This is a genomic window from Halorussus salinus, assembly GCF_004765815.2.
Taxonomy (GTDB): domain Archaea; phylum Halobacteriota; class Halobacteria; order Halobacteriales; family Haladaptataceae; genus Halorussus; species Halorussus salinus.
The window spans coordinates 155,967-172,727 of the sequence record NZ_SBIS02000011.1 but is presented as its reverse complement, the minus strand read 5'-3'; the positions used below and the strand labels follow the sequence as shown (position 1 = coordinate 172,727).

21 protein-coding genes are annotated in these 16,761 nt (G+C 68.1%); 10 read left to right on the top strand and 11 right to left on the bottom strand.

Features of this window, described 5'->3' with window-relative positions; all coding sequences use genetic code 11:
• The first annotated feature begins 124 nt into the window (after nucleotides 1–124).
• From EPL00_RS20255 to EPL00_RS20240, 4 genes are all read left to right on the top strand, one after another.
• Entirely contained in the window at nucleotides 125–601 is a 477-nt protein-coding gene (locus EPL00_RS20255) for a Tfx family DNA-binding protein (RefSeq protein ID WP_135854826.1), read from the top strand.
• Between the two features lie 298 nt (nucleotides 602–899).
• Complete coding sequence (locus tag EPL00_RS20250) at nucleotides 900–1,439, top strand: hypothetical protein (RefSeq protein WP_135854827.1); 540 nt, start codon at nucleotides 900–902, stop codon at nucleotides 1,437–1,439.
• 90 nt (nucleotides 1,440–1,529) lie between these two features.
• On the top strand, nucleotides 1,530–2,315 hold the full coding sequence (locus tag EPL00_RS20245) for an SDR family oxidoreductase (protein ID WP_135854828.1): 786 nt from the start codon (nucleotides 1,530–1,532) through the stop codon (nucleotides 2,313–2,315).
• On the top strand, nucleotides 2,316–3,011 hold the full coding sequence (locus tag EPL00_RS20240) for a Dph6-related ATP pyrophosphatase (protein WP_135854829.1): 696 nt from the start codon (nucleotides 2,316–2,318) through the stop codon (nucleotides 3,009–3,011).
• Nucleotides 3,012–3,035: 24 nt separating this feature from the next.
• On the opposite strand, the gene EPL00_RS20235 is transcribed toward EPL00_RS20240, so the two are convergent.
• Genes EPL00_RS20235 through EPL00_RS20210 form a run of 6 tightly spaced genes read right to left on the bottom strand, consistent with a single transcriptional unit; the run spans nucleotide 3,036 to nucleotide 5,696 of the window.
• A complete protein-coding gene (locus tag EPL00_RS20235; RefSeq protein WP_135854830.1) occupies nucleotides 3,036–3,305 on the bottom strand; it encodes a hypothetical protein in 270 nt (89 codons plus the stop codon).
• A 57-nt stretch (nucleotides 3,306–3,362) separates the two neighbouring features.
• The gene (locus EPL00_RS20230) at nucleotides 3,363–3,755 is read right to left on the bottom strand and encodes a PIN domain-containing protein (RefSeq protein WP_274381012.1); all 393 of its coding nucleotides are present in this window, start codon (nucleotides 3,753–3,755) and stop codon (nucleotides 3,363–3,365) included.
• A complete protein-coding gene (locus EPL00_RS20225; RefSeq protein ID WP_135854832.1) occupies nucleotides 3,752–4,006 on the bottom strand; it encodes an antitoxin VapB family protein in 255 nt (84 codons plus the stop codon). The genes EPL00_RS20230 and EPL00_RS20225 overlap by 4 nt, the downstream gene beginning before the upstream one ends.
• Before the next feature lie 49 nt (nucleotides 4,007–4,055).
• Nucleotides 4,056–5,105, bottom strand: a complete 1,050-nt coding sequence (locus EPL00_RS20220) for a mannose-1-phosphate guanylyltransferase (RefSeq protein WP_135854833.1) — start codon at nucleotides 5,103–5,105, stop codon at nucleotides 4,056–4,058.
• A gap of 2 nt (nucleotides 5,106–5,107) precedes the next feature.
• Nucleotides 5,108–5,386: a DUF7091 family protein gene (locus EPL00_RS20215; protein ID WP_135854834.1), complete on the bottom strand. Its 279-nt coding sequence runs from the start codon at nucleotides 5,384–5,386 to the stop codon at nucleotides 5,108–5,110.
• A 40-nt stretch (nucleotides 5,387–5,426) separates the two neighbouring features.
• The gene (locus EPL00_RS20210) at nucleotides 5,427–5,696 is read right to left on the bottom strand and encodes a DUF7322 domain-containing protein (RefSeq protein WP_135854835.1); all 270 of its coding nucleotides are present in this window, start codon (nucleotides 5,694–5,696) and stop codon (nucleotides 5,427–5,429) included.
• 104 nt (nucleotides 5,697–5,800) lie between these two features.
• Here EPL00_RS20210 and EPL00_RS20205 point away from each other — a divergent pair, with 104 nt between their 5' ends.
• The 4 genes from EPL00_RS20205 (at nucleotide 5,801) to EPL00_RS20190 (ending at nucleotide 9,025) form a co-directional block, all read left to right on the top strand.
• Nucleotides 5,801–6,475: a LysE family translocator gene (locus EPL00_RS20205; protein WP_135854836.1), complete on the top strand. Its 675-nt coding sequence runs from the start codon at nucleotides 5,801–5,803 to the stop codon at nucleotides 6,473–6,475.
• A 140-nt stretch (nucleotides 6,476–6,615) separates the two neighbouring features.
• Nucleotides 6,616–7,551, top strand: a complete 936-nt coding sequence (locus EPL00_RS20200) for a replication factor A (protein WP_135854989.1) — start codon at nucleotides 6,616–6,618, stop codon at nucleotides 7,549–7,551.
• A gap of 1 nt (nucleotide 7,552) precedes the next feature.
• The gene (locus EPL00_RS20195) at nucleotides 7,553–8,227 is read left to right on the top strand and encodes an RPA family protein (RefSeq protein WP_135854837.1); all 675 of its coding nucleotides are present in this window, start codon (nucleotides 7,553–7,555) and stop codon (nucleotides 8,225–8,227) included.
• Between the two features lie 387 nt (nucleotides 8,228–8,614).
• Nucleotides 8,615–9,025, top strand: coding sequence for a hypothetical protein (locus EPL00_RS20190; protein ID WP_135854838.1), 411 nt, complete (start codon nucleotides 8,615–8,617; stop codon nucleotides 9,023–9,025).
• Between the two features lie 80 nt (nucleotides 9,026–9,105).
• On the opposite strand, the gene EPL00_RS20185 is transcribed toward EPL00_RS20190, so the two are convergent.
• Nucleotides 9,106–9,510 (bottom strand): universal stress protein, encoded by a 405-nt coding sequence (locus EPL00_RS20185; protein ID WP_135854839.1) that lies wholly within the window; start codon nucleotides 9,508–9,510, stop codon nucleotides 9,106–9,108.
• Between the two features lie 167 nt (nucleotides 9,511–9,677).
• Between EPL00_RS20185 and EPL00_RS20180 the strand changes: the two genes are divergently transcribed.
• On the top strand, nucleotides 9,678–10,208 hold the full coding sequence (locus tag EPL00_RS20180) for a DoxX family protein (RefSeq protein WP_135854840.1): 531 nt from the start codon (nucleotides 9,678–9,680) through the stop codon (nucleotides 10,206–10,208).
• 71 nt (nucleotides 10,209–10,279) lie between these two features.
• Here the strand turns inward: EPL00_RS20180 and hutH are convergent, their stop codons facing one another.
• From hutH to hutU, 4 genes are all read right to left on the bottom strand, one after another.
• On the bottom strand, nucleotides 10,280–11,854 hold the full coding sequence (gene hutH, locus EPL00_RS20175) for a histidine ammonia-lyase (protein ID WP_135854990.1): 1,575 nt from the start codon (nucleotides 11,852–11,854) through the stop codon (nucleotides 10,280–10,282).
• Between the two features lie 64 nt (nucleotides 11,855–11,918).
• The gene (gene hutI, locus EPL00_RS20170) at nucleotides 11,919–13,196 is read right to left on the bottom strand and encodes an imidazolonepropionase (protein ID WP_135854841.1); all 1,278 of its coding nucleotides are present in this window, start codon (nucleotides 13,194–13,196) and stop codon (nucleotides 11,919–11,921) included.
• Complete coding sequence (gene hutG, locus EPL00_RS20165; RefSeq protein ID WP_238398261.1) at nucleotides 13,193–14,158, bottom strand: formimidoylglutamase; 966 nt, start codon at nucleotides 14,156–14,158, stop codon at nucleotides 13,193–13,195. The genes hutI and hutG overlap by 4 nt, the downstream gene beginning before the upstream one ends.
• Before the next feature lie 26 nt (nucleotides 14,159–14,184).
• On the bottom strand, nucleotides 14,185–16,005 hold the full coding sequence (gene hutU, locus EPL00_RS20160; protein WP_135854843.1) for a urocanate hydratase: 1,821 nt from the start codon (nucleotides 16,003–16,005) through the stop codon (nucleotides 14,185–14,187).
• Nucleotides 16,006–16,092: 87 nt separating this feature from the next.
• Here hutU and EPL00_RS20155 point away from each other — a divergent pair, with 87 nt between their 5' ends.
• Nucleotides 16,093–16,737 carry a helix-turn-helix domain-containing protein gene (locus tag EPL00_RS20155; protein ID WP_135854844.1) on the top strand — a complete coding sequence of 215 codons (645 nt, stop codon included), beginning with the start codon at nucleotides 16,093–16,095 and terminating at the stop codon, nucleotides 16,735–16,737.
• Nucleotides 16,738–16,761: the final 24 nt, after the last annotated feature.

Sequence of the window (16,761 nt, the reverse complement as noted above, 5' to 3'; positions counted from 1 at the left end):
ACAGTCCCAACAGCGTGCATCTCGCGTCCGGTCGCCACGGCGGGTTTTTTCGTGCCGAGTGCGTACCACCGACCATGAGCGCACGCCACGCGGAGACCGACCCGGCGCGGGCGGGTGATGGTCCGTGACCGACCAACACGACGTAGACGAGATTCTCGACCGGGCGGGGTTCGACGCCGAGACCAGCGTCCTGACCCGGCGACAGGCCGAGGTGCTGGCCCTGCGCGAGCGCGGGGTCGCGCAGGCGACCATCGCCGACCGACTCGGCACGTCGCGGGCCAACGTCTCCAGCGTCGAGGCCAGCGCCCGCGAGAACGTCGGGAAGGCCCGCGAGACCGTCGCGTTCGCCGAGGCGCTCCGCGCGCCGGTCCGGGTCGTGGTCGAGACGGGCACCGACCTCTACGACGTGCCCTCGCGGGTCTACGACGCCTGCGACGAGGCGGGCGTGAAGGTCAACCACGCCGCGCCGGAACTGATGAAGCGCGTGAGCGACGAGGCCGGTGAGGCCGTGGAAGGCCGGGAGGTTCACGAGGACCTCCTCATCGGCGTGACGACCGACGGCGCGGTGACGGTCCGGAAGTCCCGCGAGGTCAGCCGGTAGGCGTGACTCCGTGTCGTCTTCACGATTCGTGTCCATTCTTCAGAAATCTCTAGTCACTCGGAAGCCTGCGAACTGGTTGGTCGGTGTTCGTTGCCACCGACCACAATCACGACCGCACCTCCACAGCACCGCGCCCCGTACCTCCCCGCCCCGCAGACACGAGACTCTCGCGGCGCGTCCCGTCGGCGGTTACGAGTCGCGTTCACGTGGTGCGTCGTAGCTCACGCTCGCAGTCGCCGTGTGAATCGATATGTAATGTACCGAACGTTTAATGCAACGCAACTACGTAACATATGGTATGTCGAACGAAACGGAATCTGCCGGAACGGAGGAGTCACCCGCCGACGAGGAGATACGAACCAGCGGTCACGTCGAGCGCACGATACTGAATCACATGGTCGGCGACGACCACGAGAGCGACGCGCCGACGACTGTCAGCGGCGTGCTGGACGACGTGGCGGCGGTCATCGAGCGCGGCGACTACGCTAATATCGGCCCGCAGGGAGCGGCGAACGTGACCGTTCGGAAGGCGACGGTCCGGCGGACGTTCACCCAACTCGCCGAGAAGGGACTCGTCCGGCGCGTCTCGGACCTCGCCCCGTCGGAACTCCGCGACTCGCGGTTCGACCTCGGGGCGCTCGAAGACGGCGAGGCGGCCGACGACCCGACGGCCTACGCCCGCACGACCGACGACGCGCGCGTCACCGACTGGATTCTCACCGACGAGGGACGCCGCGAGGTCGAACGACTCGACGCCCGCTACGAAGCCGAGGTAGACGACCTCGCGGCCCGATACGGCCGCCCGCACGGCGAGACGACCGCTCGAATCGACGCGTAACGACAGGGAGAACGGCGAAAGCGACGAGGGAAAATTGAACGGATAGCCGCCACCCCGAGACCTTTGACCACGGCCTCCGAACCACCGGGCATGGACCTCGGATTAGACGGTAACTCCGCACTGGTAACGGCGAGTTCGAGCGGTCTCGGCCGCGCCTCGGCGAAGGCGCTCGCGGCGGAAGGCGCGAACGTCGCGCTCTGTGCGCGCGGCGAGGAGAAACTCGAAGACGCCAGAGAAGAAATCGACGCGGCGGGCGACGGCGACGTGGTCGCGGTCCCGACCGACATCACCGACCCGGACGAAATCGAGGCGCTGGTGGACGCCACCGTAGACGAGTTCGGCGGACTCGACCACGTCGTCACCTCCGCTGGCGGGCCGCCGAGCGGTCCGTTCCTCGACACGACCGAGCGCGACTGGTACGAGGCCTACGACCTGCTGGTGATGAGCGCCGTTTGGCTGACGAAGGCCGCTCACCCGCACCTCGCCGAGAGCGACGCGGGCACCGTCGTGAACGTCACCTCGACCAGCGTCCGTGAGGCCATCGACGGACTCGTCCTCTCGAACGCGGTCCGGCGCGGCGTCATCGGCCTGATGAAGACCCAAGCCCGCGAGTTCGCGCCCGAGATTCGCGTCAACGCGGTCCTCCCCGGCGCGCACGAGACGCCCCGAATCGAAGAACTCGTGGAGGCGGCCGTCGAGCGCGGCGAGTACGACAGCTACGACGAGGGGTTGGCGGCGTGGGCAGACGACATCCCGCTCGACCGCGTCGGCCAACCCCGCGAACTCGGCGACGCGGTGGCGTTCCTCTCCAGCGAGCGCGCGAGTTTCGTCAACGGCGTCGCCGTGCCAGTGGACGGCGGGCGACTCCGGAGCTAAATGACAGACGCGACCCCGGACGCCGCCCCGACCGTCCTCTCGTGGAGCGGCGGCAAAGACGCCAGTTACGCGCTCTGGAAGATGCTTGAGGCGGGAGAGAGCGTCGCGGAACTGCTGACCACGGTCTCGGCCGAGACCGGACGCACCAGCATGCACGGGGTCCGGCGCGACCTCTACGAGCGACAGGCCGACGCGCTCGGCCTGCCGATTCGGTTCGTGGAGATACCCGAGGAGGCCGACAACGACGAGTACGACGAGCGGATGGCCGAGGCCACGGCCGACTACGACGAGCGAGGCGTCGAGCGCATCGCGTTCGCCGACCTCTACCTCGAAGACGTGCGGGCCTACCGCGAGGAGCGCCTCGCGGACGCCCCGGTCGCGGGCTACTGGCCGATCTGGGGCCGGGACACCGAATCGGTCGCCCGCGAGTTCGCCGACGCCTTCGCGGCCACGGTGGTCGCGGTGGACGACGACGCCCTCGACGCCGACTTCGCCGGTCGGCGGTTCGACGCCGACCTCCTCGCCGACCTGCCCGAGGAGGTGGACCCCTGCGGCGAGAACGGCGAGTTCCACACGTTCGTCCACGACGGCCCCGTCTTCGACCGCCCCGTCCCAATCGAGACCGGCGAGCGCGTCACGAAGGAGGTCGGCGAGGAGACCACGATTCACTACCGGGACCTCGTCGCGGCCGACTGAGCGCGAATCCGCCGGAATTTCGCCTCAGCTCTCTATCTTCTCGACTATCTCCTCGGCCTCGGATTCGGCCTCGTCGCGGTCGGTTCCGGCCGGAATCAGCACGCTCTCGACCAGCCAGTCGTCTTCGTCTTTCAGCTTCCCGGTCCTGACCTCCGCGCCCTCGGCCACGTCTCCGGCGGCGTTCTCGGCCCAGTCGGGCGTCCGGATGGTGTCGAACTCGTCCGGGTCGCGGAACCGGACGTGAACGTAGTCGTCGGTCTCCTCGACGACTTCTCCGTCTGGCATATCGGACATGACGGCGGCCGTACGACCGACTGAGACAAAGTTCGACTGGCCGCCGGAAGCGGTCGGTCAGCGATACTCCTCAACGTCGATTATCTTCCGGTAAGAGGGATGAGTGTGGTCGCTGTCGCTGGTGACTAACGGTGCGCCCAATTCGCGGGAAACGCCTGCAACGAGGGAGTCGATTGGCGACAGGTGCGGTCCCTGCGCATCGATTTCGTTTGCGATATCGGTGGCGTGGTCGGCGGTCTCTTTACTGGCCGAGTACACTTCCACCCATTCGAGATGCTGTCGTGCCCGCTTGGGGGAACTCGCTTCACCGTAGACGCCACCGAGGAGAAATTCGGCGTAAATCGGCGCGGGAACGAAGAACTTCTCGTCGCTGTGGTCGAGTAAGTACTCTTTCGTCTCGGCCAGACCGTCTTCGTAGTCCATTAGAAACGAACTGTCGAGGACCTTCACTCGTCGTCGCTCCCGCGGTCGGCGATTTTTTCGACTCGTCCCGTACTCTCGCGCTCTCCTCGGTCGTGAATCTCTTCGACTACCTCTCGCTGGTCTGTTCCTTCCCACGCGCCGAACCCCGCGAGCAAGTCGCGGTCGTCGCCGAGGAGTCGGTCTACCACGTCGTCGAAGCTCTCGCCCTCCCGCCGACGCGCCCGCAGTCGCTCGTAGTTCTCCTCGCTGATGCGGACGTGCTTGTCCGTCGTGCCCATACTACTCTGTTAACAACGCTGTTAACATCAAAGTTTGGCACACCGCCGACTAAAACTGCCCCTGCTCGCGCAGTTCCGCTACGACCTCCCGGACGCACTGGGCCTTGTCTTTCGGCGCGACCAGCACGCGGTCGTCGTAGGCCGCGACGACTACCTCGTCCAACCCGACCACGCTGACGTGGGTCTCGTCGTCGGCCGCGAGGACGTTCTCCGCGGCGTCGATGGTCAGTCCGTCGCCCAGAATCGCGTTCTCCTCGTCGTCGGTCTCGACCACGCGCTCGATGGCGTCCCACGCGCCCACGTCGTCCCACTCGAAGTCGGCGGGCACGACGTAGGCCTCGTCGGTGCGCTCCATGACGGCGTAGTCGATGCTGACGCCCTCGATTTCCGCGAACCCACGTTCCGGTTCGCCCGCGTCGAGTGCTTCGACCAGCGGGCCGAGCGAGGAGGTCCGCGCTTCCCGAAGCAGGCTCTCGGGCGTCCACGCGAACAGTCCGGCGTTCCAGTAGAAACCCTCCTGTACGAACCGCTCGGCGGTCTCGCGGTCGGGCTTCTCCCGGAACTGTTCGATTTCGGCGCGCTCGGCCGCCGAATCGCTCGGCTCGATGTAGCCGTATCCGGTGGCGGGTCGCGTCGGTTCGACGCCGAACGCGACCAGCCCCTCCGTTTCGACTGCGGTCCGGACCGCGCGCTCGGCGCTCGCCGCGAACTCGCCCGCGACGAGGTGGTCGCTGGGCACGCACAGCAGGACGCACTCGCCGACCTGCTCGCGGATTCGGTGGGCCGCGTACACCAGCGCCGGGCCGGTGTCCTTGGGTTCGGGTTCCACGAGGAGACCCGCCTCGGGGACCTCCTCGCGCACCCGCTCGGCGTACTCCTCGCTGGTCGAGACGTAGCGTTCGTCGGCGAAGCTCACCCGCGAAATCGTCCGTTCGAGCAGGCTCTCGTCGGACTCGCCGACCCCGAGCGAGAGGAGTTGCTTGGGTCGGTCGGCCCTGCTCGCGGGGTAGAGTCGGGTGCCCGTGCCGCCCGCCATCACGAGCGCGACGACCGGTCGGTCGAGAGCGTCGCTGGCGTCGGGGGAATCGGCGTCCGGCATCGCTACCACGTCTCGATGCGGCCGTCGCGCACGTCTCGGACACAGCCCTCGCAGTCGGGGTGGTCCGGGTCGAAGCAGGCGGGGCGAGCCTCCGAGTCCAACTCGACGGCCCGGCGCTCGGCGTGCCGTCGGCAGACGATTCTGGCCTTCCCCTCGTCGTCTTGGGGCAGGTCTGCCAAGGCGGCCTGCCGGGCGTTGGCGTAGGCCCGCTTGGCGTCGGCGACCTGCCGCCCGGCGGACCGAATCTTCGACCGGAGGAAGCTTTCGAGGCGGTCGTCCATTTGCCGACTCCTTGGTGGCCCCGCAAGATAGGTCTGTTCGTCACGTCGCGGTCCGGCGCTTGACCCGCCGGTAGACGACCGCCGCGACGCCGAGACCCGCGAGGCCGCCGACCACCAGCGCGCCGCCGACGAGTCGCTGGCCGCGGAAGACGACGAGCATCGCCCCGAGCGAGGCCGCGAGGAGCGCCGCCTGAATCAGGACCGCCAGCAGTGCGAACGCTTTCAGCACCTCCGGCGACCCCTCGGAGAGTCCGTGCCGGAGGTCGCGGTCGGCCTCCTCGTCTTCTGCGAACTCCGGGTCGAAGAACATCGGTCTTACGTTGTGCCGCGAGACTGATAGTCGTGTGGTCTCCGTCGGTCGGATTGCCGAGTCAGTAGGCTTAACAGTCTCACGGCCGACGTTTCGCCAATCGAATGCTCCCGACAATCGACCTCCAGAGCTACCTCCTGTTCGTCGGGGCCGCAGTCGCGCTGGTGTTGACGCCCGGCCCGGACACGGTGTTCGTCCTCACGCAGGGCGTGAGCGCGGGCAAGCGCGGGGGCGTCGCGTCCGCGCTCGGCGTGAGTACGGGCGTCCTCGTCCACACGGGTGCGGCCGCGCTCGGTCTCGCGGCGCTCCTGCGCGCGTCCGCGCTCGCCTACGCGGCGGTCAAGTACGCGGGCGCGGCCTACCTCCTGTACCTCGGCGTGACGACGCTCTGGCGGGGGAACGACCTCGATTTCGCCGACGGTGCATCGACGGACGCTCCGTCGGCCGACACGACCGACTCGACGCTCCGGGACGGGGAACTTCGAGGCGGCTACGTCCGCGGCGTGACGGTCAACGTCCTGAACCCGAAAGTCGCCCTCTTCTTTCTCGCCTTTCTCCCGCAGTTCGTCGGTTCGGGTCCCGAGGCCACCGCCGAGATGCTGGCGCTCGGCGGGACCTACGCGGCTCTCACGGCGTGCTACCTCGGGACGGTCGGCCTCGTCTCTGGCGGCGTCCGGTCGGCGTTCCGCGCCTGCCCCCGACTCGCCGACGGCCTGCGGTGGGTCTCGGGGTCGGTGCTGGTCGGTCTCGGGGCCGCGCTGGCGCTCGAATCCCGGTGACCGCGGACGACCGCGGACGACGGTTGGCGGCTCTGACGCGTCCACTTTCACTTTCACCGCGCGTACCAAGCCTTTTATACCATAGCGCACTAACCCGTCGCATGTCTCCCGAAGAAAACGACGCGGAGACGGATTCAACCATGAGCGATGTGCGCCAGCACGCCGAAGAGATTCGCGAACAGTTCTCCGAACACTTAGACCTGACAGTCGAGGAGGTCGAGGACCGCCTCGACAACCTCGTCAACGAGTACCGCGTCCCTCTCGAAGAGGCCCGACGGAGCGTCGTCAGCCACTACCTCGACGAGGCCGGACTCGAACGCGACGACATCCGGAGCGGCGGCGGTGGCTCCGAGCAGGTCAACGTCGAAGACGTGACCGAGGACGAGCAGTGGCTCAGCCTCACCGCGAAGGTCGTGGACCTCTGGGACCCCCGGAGCGACGCCGTCGGGCAGGTCGGTCTGCTCGGCGACGAGACGGGGACCATCAAGTTCACCAAGTGGGCCGATTCCGACCTCCCCGAGTTAGAGGAGGGCACGGTCTACCACCTCGGTAACCTCGTCTCCGACGAGTATCAGGGCGACTACTCGGTGAAACTCAACCGCACGACGACCGTCGAGGAGGCCGACGAGGACATCGAGGTCGGCGACGACACCGCGGAAATCGACGGCGCGCTGGTGGACATCCAGAGCGGGTCCGGACTCATCAAGCGCTGTCCCGAGGAGGGCTGTACCCGCGTCCTCCAGAACGGGCGGTGTTCCGAACACGGCGAAGGCGAGGGCGAGTTCGACCTCCGCATCAAGGGCGTCTTAGACGACGGCACGGACGTTCACGAGGTCATCTTCGACAAGGAGGCCACCGAGGAGCTAACCGGCATCGGCCTCCAAGAGGCCCAAGACATGGCGATGGACGCGCTGGACACGACCGTCGTCGCCGAGGAGATGCGCGAGCAGACCCTCGGCCTCTACTACCGCGTGGCCGGACCGACCATGGGTCGGTATCTCCTCGTGGACGAGATGGAGCAACTGGCCGGGCCGACGAACACCGAAGACGCGCTCATCCGAGCGAGGTCGATCTGACATGAGTGGAGCACCTACCCGCGAAGTCGCCCGACGCGTCTTCGCAGACGAGTTCAACGACGCGACGCACACGTTCAAAGAGTCCGACGAGGAGCGCGCCCCGGTGTACGTCCTGTTGCCGACGGGCGCGCGGGCCAACCGCATCTTCGTCGTCGGTACGCTGACCGAGACCGAGGACGTGGGCGAGGACAGCGAGTACTGGCAGGGCCGGGTCGTGGACCCGAACGGCGACCCGTTCTTCGTCTACGCCGGTCAGTACCAGCCGGAAGCCGCGAGCATGCTCCGGGAACTCGAACCGCCCGCGTACGTCGCCATCACCGGCAAGCCCCGGACGTTCGAGACTGACGACGGGACGGTCAACGTCTCCGTGCGACCCGAGTCCATCACCGAAGTCGGTCCGGACACCCGCGACCGCTGGGTGGTCGAGACCGCAGAGCAGACCTTAGACCGCATCGAGGCGTTCGAGGCGGACACCAACGAGTACGCCCGGATGGCCGAATCGGAGTACGACATCCCGCTCGAACGCTACCGCGAATCCGTCGTCTCGGCGCTCGAAAGTCTCCAAGACGACCCGAGCGCCGGGAACTCCGGCGCGGACGACCGCGACGCCGCCGGAACCGAATCGGAGTCGGCCGACGACGCCGAGGCCGGAACCGAACCCGAACCGCAGGCGTAGCCCGCGACTCGGGCACCTAGCCGGACGAACATCCGGCGGCGAGGAATCGACGCTCGACCGACTTTCGAGGGGGAAGCCGACCGACTCACGGGGGTGAGTACGAGACAGGAGACCGCCGAATACCGCGAGAACAGTGCTACGAGTAGCCCAGCGACCGCGCCTCGAAGTGCGCCGGGTGGGACCAGCACCCGAACGCTGGGCGTGCCCCGAAACGAGCAAGCCCAATGGCCACGAACACGCCACGGTCACAAGAAAGTACCGAGACCGTCACCGGCCCACACGTCGGCAGGGACAGCGACGGCGACCTCGACCACCGCTACTGGCGGTGCGAGCGATGCGGCCTCGAAACCACCGACCGGCGACTCCGCGAGGAGTGCTTCCGCTGCGGTGGCCGAGCGACCGACGAGCGCGACGACGAGACGGGACCCGGTGACGAGCGACGCGGCGGTGACGAACAACGCAGCGGTGACGAACAACGCAGCGGTGACGACCGACGGAACCGCCGACCAGACGGAGCGCGGGCGGATGGTTGACGAACGCGAGTCGCCGAGCGCCGGGTGGCGCGAAGTTTATCACGAGATGGACGCCGACCCGAACGCCGAGGAGGCGACCCGCCCGTGTCCGGACTGCGGACGGACGTGCCAGCACGTCGTCCGGGACGCGTACGAGTGCGACGAACACGGCGTCTTCCGGGCGTCGGCGAGCGGTGGCGAGAGCGCAGACGCCGACTCGCCGGATGCCGACCCGCCGGACGCCGACGAGACCCGCCGCGCACGCGGGCCGGTCAGAAGCGACTGAACGCGCCCGGAGACAGATTTTCCATACTCTAACGACTATTTATATTTTCTATCGGTGGATAGAGTTGTCTAGCTCGTCGCCTACTCGCCCGCCTCGCCAGCGCCGACGACGAGGACCGGCCGGTCGCCCTCCAAGAGAACTTGCTGGGTCACGCTCCCGAACAGCGCCTTGCCCGTCGGTGTCCGCCCGCGCGGCGCGAGACACAGCAGGTCGGCGTCCATCTCGTCGGCGGTTCGGAGGATGGTCTCGGCGGCGTCGCCGCTCGACTCGGCGTAGCCGACCTCGATGCCCGCTTCTTCGAGTCGCTCGGCGGCCCGGCGGACCGCCCCGACCTGATGGACCGACGCGCCCTCGGGGTTGCCGTCCGCGAAGTCGTGGAACAGCGTCACCGACACGTCGCCGTTCCGCGGCAGGTCGAGGATGGTCTCGGCTTGTTCGAGCGCCCGGTCTTCGTCCGTCCCGATTGCGGCCAGTATCTGGTACATGTGTCTGGGTACGGTCTCGCCCCCGTTAATAGAAGGTTCCGACTCTGACGCGGCGAAAACGACCGCAATACTTTTTGCTCGGTTCCCGAGCGATTTTCAGCGACTGGGATTCGCGGCCCCCGTTAAAGGGTTGTGCCGAACAACTACCGCATGTGAGGTGACCACCGATGTCCACTCGTGAACTCGAAGCGGAACTGTTCGGGCGACGCACAAACTTCCGGTACTCCGAGACGTGGGTCGGCTACGCCCTGTTCGGCCTCCGGGTCGTGATGGGCTGGACGCTGTTCTACGCCGGAATCACGAAGGTGCTGGACTCCTCGTGGTCCGCAGAGGGCTTCCTGCTCAACGCGATTCCGGAAGGTAACCCCTTCACCGGCGTCTGGGCCACGATGGCCAACGACTGGCTGTGGCTCATCGACCCGCTGAACCAGTGGGGACTGACGCTGGTCGGCCTCGCGTTGCTCGTCGGGGCGTTCGTCCGGTGGAGCGCGCTCTGGGGCGCGGTGATGATGCTGTTCTACTGGGCGGCCAGCCTCCCGCTCGCGAACGGCATTGTCATCGACTCGCACGTCGTCTACGCCCTGCTCCTGTTCGGTCTCGGGGCGTTCGGCGCGGGCCGCATCCTCGGCCTCGACGAACTCCTCGAGGAGACGGCGTTGGTGAAACGGAACGGATGGCTCCGGTACCTGATGGGCTGACGGGGCGCGCCGCGCTGGCGGTCTGTCCCTCCGGACGGACACCGCGCCGCGACCCGAGCAGTTCGACCGACTCAATCGAGTGACTCGCCGAGGGCCTCCTCGACTCGTTCTGCCAGTAATCCCGACGCGACGAGTGCGTCGGCCCGCTCGATGTCGCCGTGGAGCGGCCGGTCTTCGACCAGCGGCGCGACGACCTCCCGTACCGCCTCGTAGGCCGCGCCGGTGCCGACGCCGTGCGAGAGGTCGTCGTCCAGAAATTCGGCGGCCTGCGCGCCGCAGACGAGTTCGATTCCCACGACGGTGAGCGCGTTCTCGACCGCCCCCCGCGCGTCGAACGCCGACTGGGCGCTCATGCTCACGTGGTCCTCTTGGTTCCCGCTGACCGGCGTGTTGTCCATCGAGGGCCTCCCGGTCGCGCGGTTCTCGTTGACCAACGCCGCCGCGGTGTACTGGGCTATCATGTACCCCGAGCGCAGGCCGCTCTCCTCGGTGAGAAACGGCGGCAGGTGGTCCTCCTGCACGTTCGGGTTCAGCATCCTGTCGACGCGGCGCTCGCAGATGGCCGCGAGTTCGGTAATCGCGTTCGTCAGGTAGTCAAGCGGGAGCGCGAGCGGGTCGCCGTGGAAGTTGCCGCCCGAGAGGACGGCGGCGTTTTCCGTCCCCGACGCGCGCTCGTCGGCGTCGGCCGCGTCGAAGATGAGCGGGTTGTCCGTCGCGCTGTTTAGTTCGACTTCGACGGCTTCTCGCAGATGACCAATCGCGTCCCGGACCGCGCCGTGAACTTGGGGCAGACACCGAACCGAGTAGGCGTCCTGCACTCGGTCGCAGTTTCGGTGGGACTCCACGACTTCGGAGTCCTCGGTGAGGAGCTTGACGTTCCGGGCGCTCTCGGCGTGGCCCGCGTGGGGTCGGACGGCCGCGATGGATTCGTCGGCCGACGCCGTGGTCCCCATCGTCACCTCGGTCGTGAGCGACCCCGCCACGTCGGCGGCCCGGACCGCGCGCTCGGCGTCCACGACCGCCAGCGCGGCGAGACCGACGGTCAGTTGGGTCCCGTTGATGAGCGCGATGCCCTCCTTCGCCCGGAGGGTCAGCGGTTCGAGGTCGGCCGCGGCGAGCGCGTCCGCGCCGTCCATTCGATGAGTCTCTCCGTCCATCTCCACTTCCGCCTCGCCCTCCCCGACCAGCACGAGCGCGAGGTGCGCCAGTGGCGCGAGGTCGCCGCTCGCGCCGAGGCTTCCCCTCGATTTCACGACCGGGTGAATCCGCTCGTTGAGCATCGCCGCGAGGAGGTCCACGACCGACTCCCGGACGCCCGAGTACCCCTTGACCAAGGCGTTGAGTCGCCCGAGGAGTAACGCCCGGACCTCCTCGCGGGCCAGTTCGCGGCCCGCTCCGGCGGCGTGGCTCCGGACCAGATTGAGCTGTAACTGCTCGATGTCCTCGCGGGGGATGCGCTCGTCCACGAGTTCGCCGAACCCCGTGTTGACGCCGTAGACGGCCTCGCCGCTCTCGACGACCTCCGCGACGCGCTCGCGGGCGGTCCGAACCTTCTTGCGGGCGCTCTCGGGCACGACGACGCGCGCGTCCTCGCGCGCGACCCGAGCGACCTCCTCGGGAACGAGCGATTCGCCGTCGGCCAGCACCGCCTCGCCGTCGGGGTCCGATTCCGGTCCGCCGCCGCCGCCGACATCACGACCGCGGTCCGAATCACTCACGGGAGACCACCTCCCCGTCCTTCAGGACGGTCTCGACCGCGTTCACGCCGAAGTTGTAGGGAACGTGGACGTAGCTCGGCGCGTCCAGAATCGCCAAATCGCCGGGTGCCCCCTCGCGCAGGGTGCCGACCGATTCGGGCAAGTCGAGCGCGGCGGCCGCGTTCGTCGTCGCCGCGCGGAGGGCTTCGGCGGGGGTCAGTCCCATCTCGACGCAGGACAGCGACGCCGCGAATCCCATGCTCTGGCTGTAGCAGTTCGGGTTGAAGTCGGTCGCGATGGCCACGTCCGCGCCCGCGTCGAGGAAGGCCCGCGCGTCGGCGTACTCCGCGCCGAGACCGAACGCGGTGCCGGGGAGGAGAACCGGAACCACGTCGGCGTCCACGAGCGCGGCGATGTCCTCCTCGGTCGAGTGGAGGAGGTGGTCGGCGCTCGCGGCCCCGATTTCGGCCGCGAGTTTGGTCCCGCCGATGTGGGACAACTCCTCGGCGTGGACCTTCGGCGTGAGTCCGGCGTCCTTTCCGGCTTCCAAGACGCGGCGGGACTGGTCCACGTCGAAGACGCCCTCCTCGCAGAACACGTCGCAGAACTGCGCGATGCCCTGCGACGCGACCTCGGGAAGTTGGTCGTCCACGACCTCCGCCACGTAGTTGTCTGCCTCTCGGCCCTCGGGCACCGCGTGGGCACCCATGAACGTCGCCACCACGTCCACGGCGTGGCGGTCGTCCGCCCGGTCGATGATGTCGAGCATCCGGAGTTCGGTCTCGGTGTCGAGACCGTACCCCGACTTTACCTCCACCGTCGTCGTCCCGTGGGCCAGCATCGTGTCGAGGTGTCCCAGCAGGTGGTCGAGCAGTTGCTCGTCGCTCGCCTCGCGGGTCGCCCTGACGGTCCGGAGGATGCCGCCGCCCTCGGCCATAATCTCCTGATACGTCTTGCCGCGCAGTTTGGCTTGGAACTCGTCGGAGCGGTCGCCCGCGAACAGCGCGTGGGTGTGGGGGTCCACGAACCCCGGAATCACCGACTTCCCGGTCGCGTCCACCGCGTAGGCCGCGTTCTCCGGCGGGAACTCGCGGGTCACGGGACCGGAGGCACCGACCCGCGCGACCTCGCCGTCCTCGATGGCGACGGCGGCGTCCTCGTAGATGCCGAGGTCGGCGGTCTCGTCGGGGGTCTCGTCGTCGCTCGCACTCGCCCGTCCGCCGTCGTTGCCCTCGTTCGCTTCGAGCGTGACGATTTCGGCGGCGTCGTAGACGACCGCGGTGAGCGTCATCGTCGCCCTCCCGCGGCATCGCGTCCGCCGTTCTCCTCGCGCTCGTCGCGTCTCGGCCGGGCGCTCAGGAGGTGCGCGATAGCGCGCGACCCGGCGCTCGCGGTCAGGTTCGCGGTGCCCGATTCGAGCGCCGGGGCACACTCCACGACCTCGAAGCCCGCGAGGCGGTCCTCCGCGCCGACCAACCGGAGCATCCTGAACAACTCCCGCGAGGAGATACCGCCGGGCGTGGGCGCGCTCACGCCGGGCGCGGCCGCGGCGTCCAGCACGTCCAAATCGACGCTGGCGTATATCCGGTCAACGTCGCCCATCGCGTCTATCGCGCGGTCGATTGCTTCTATCGGGTCGTCGCCGACCTCCTCGGCCGTGACGACCTCGCCGCCCCGCTCGCGGACGTACTCGGCGTAGTCGGTCGAGGTCTCGAAGTGGCGCGCGCCGACGCAGGCGTAGGCGTCGAGGCCCTCGTCGTAGAGTTGCCGGTAGGGCGTCCCGCTGGTCGGGCCGCGCTCCTCCCGGACCTCGCGCACGTCGAGGTGGGCGTCGAAGTTGACGACGCCGAGCGACCCCTCGTCCAGCAGAGGCGCGGCGTTCGGGTACGTCATCGAGTTGTCGCCGCCGAGGAAGACGGGAAAGGCGTCCGCGTCGTGGACGCGCTCGGCGATGGTCCGGACGCGCGCTTGGAGGTCGGCGACCGACTGCTCCTCGGGGTCGCCATCACCCATCGTTACGTCGCCCAAGTCCGCGACGGAGCCGACCGGTCCGGCGTCGAAGTGGTGGGTCTTGGTGCCCGCGAGGTGCTGGCGGAGCGCCGCCGGTCCCTCGCTCGCGCCCTTCCGACCGATGACCGCCCGGTCGAACGGTTCGCCGACCAGCACGGCGTCGAAGCGGTCGGCGTCGTCGATACTCGCGAGTTCGACCACGTGGCCGAACTGTTCGTCGTGGTTGTCGTTGGAGGGTCCCATCCAGTCGAAAGTGTGTCTGCAGTCGGTCATTCTCGGTCCCGCATCGGTACGGCGACGTTCGATTCCTCCGCCTCCGCCAGCGCCTCGTCGTAGCCAGCGTCGGCGTGGCGAATCACGCCCATGCCGGGGTCGGTGGTGAAGACCCTGCGGGCCTTCTCGGCGGCGAGGTCCGACCCGTCCAACACGACGTGGTTGTTCGCGTGGAGCGCGTTGCCGATGCCGACCCCGCCGCCGTCGTGGACCGACACGATGTCGGCCCCGGCCGCGCAGTTGAGCAGGGCGTTCAGTATCGGCCAGTCCGCGATGGCGTCGGAACCGTCGCGCATGGCTTCCGTCTCGCGGTTGGGGCTGGCCACGCTCCCGGCGTCCAAGTGGTCGCGGGTGACGACCACCGGGGCCGAAATCTCGTCCTCCGCCACGAGGTCGTTGATGCGGAGCGCGAACCGGGCGCGCTCGGTGAGACCGTCGCCCTCCTCGACATCATCCCCGGCGTCGGTGTCGGCGTCGTCGCCGTCGCCCGCCTGATACCCCAACCAACAGACTCGCGACGGGAGGCCCTGAAACTCGACCTGCTCTCGGGCGAGGTCTATCCAGCGGTGGAGGTGGTCTTTCTCGGGGAACAACTCCTTCACCGCCTCGTCGGTCCGATAAATATCTTCGGGGTCGCCCGAGAGCGCGGCCCACCGGAACGGTCCCTTCCCGCGACAGAACAGCGGCCGGATGTAGGCGGGGACGAAGCCGGGGAACTCGAACGCGTCTTCCATCTCGCGGTGGTCCTCGACCTGCCCGCGGATGTTGTTGCCGTACTCGAAGGCTATCGCGCCCTCGTCCTGCATGTCCAAGATGCCCCGCACGTGGCGCGCCATCGTGTCGAGGCTCGCTTCGACGTACTCCTCGGGGTCCTCGTCGCGCAACTCGTCGGCCTCCTCGACGGTGTAGCCCGAGGGGTAGTAGCCCTCCAACTCGTCGTGGGCGCTGGTCTGGTCGGTCACCACGTCGGGGACGAAATCCCGCTCCAACATCCCTTCCAGCATGTCCGCGGCGTTGACGTGGACGCCGACCGAGTAGGGTTCGCCCCGCTCGGCGGCTTCTTTCGCCTTCTCGATGGCCTCGTCTAAGTCGTCGGTCTTCTCCTGACAGTACCCCGTCTCGATGCGCCGGTCGATGCGCTCCTCGTCTACCTCCGCGGCGATACAGACGCCGTGGTTCATCGTCACCGCGAGTGGTTGGGCACCGCCCATCCCGCCGAGACCGCCCGTGACGACGATTTTGCCTTCGAGGCCCCGATTGTCGGGGTAGTGCTGTTCGGCCAACTCCGCCAAGGTCTCGTAGGTGCCTTGGATGATGCCCTGCGTGCCGATGTAGGCCCACGACCCGGCGGTCATCTGACCGTACATGATGAGGCCCTTCGCCTCCAACTCGTGGAAGTGGTCCCAGTCGTCCCACTTGCCGACGAGGTTCGAGTTGGCGATGAGGACTCTCGGTGCCTCCTCGTGGGTCTCGAACCGACCGACCGGTTTGCCGGACTGGACCAGCAGGGTCTCGCTATCGGCCAACTCGCGCAACTCGGCCAGAATCGCGTCGTAGGCGTCCCACGACCGCGCGGCCCGACCGGTGCCGCCGTAGACGACTAGCTCCTCGGGCTTCTCGGCGACCTCCGGGTCCAAGTTGTTGTTCAACATCCGGAGCGCGGCCTCTTGTCGCCAGCCTTCGCACTCGATGTCGGTGCCGGTCGGTGCGCCCCGATACTCCTTCCACTGGTCGCTCGGTTCGCCGACGCTCCACTCCGCGGTCTCCTCGGCGTCGCGGCGTTCTTCGTCGGACTGTTCCGATTGGCCTTCGCTCATGGTACGCTAGTCGGGCGCGAGACGCAAATAGCTGAATACCGCCTAAGGGAGGGTGTTTTAAGTATCGTCACGCTCCCTTTCCGGTCGATGCACGAGGCCCTCCTCGGAATCGAACACCCCGGCGCGTACGCCGCCGCGACCGCGGGCACCGACACGACCGTCGAACTCTGGTGCAACGACCACTGCGACCTCCTGCACGTCGGCGGGTCGGGAGCCGAGGAGGTCCTTACTCACGTCGAGGAGGCCGTCGGCGTCCGCGAGCGTATCGCCGAGGGCGACGAGCAGTTGCTCATCACCGACGAGTGCCTGAAAGCCCGCGACGAGGACCCCATCGAGGCCACGCTCGCGGCACACGACTGCCTGCTGGTGCCGCCGCTCCGGTACGCCGAGGGCCGCAAGTGGTGTCGCGTGCTTGCGCTCGACTCGGCGAACCTGACCGCGTTCTACCGCGACGTGGCCGCCGACTTCTCGGTCGTCGTGGAGTCGAAGCGTGAGGTGGCGTCGGTCCGGGCCGACCGGCCGCTCCTGACCTTCGATTCGGCGCTCCCGGACCTCTCGCCGCGCCAGCGCGACGCGCTCGCGACCGCCGTCGAGATGGGTTACTACCGGATTCCCCGCGACGTGACCACCGCCGAGGTCGCCGACCAGTTGGGCGTCGAGCGCCGCACCCTCGAAGAACACCTCCGCCGAGCGGAGAACAAACTCCTGCGGTCGTTCGCGGACGCGATGTAACTCGCCGACGCGACCGGTCCCGAA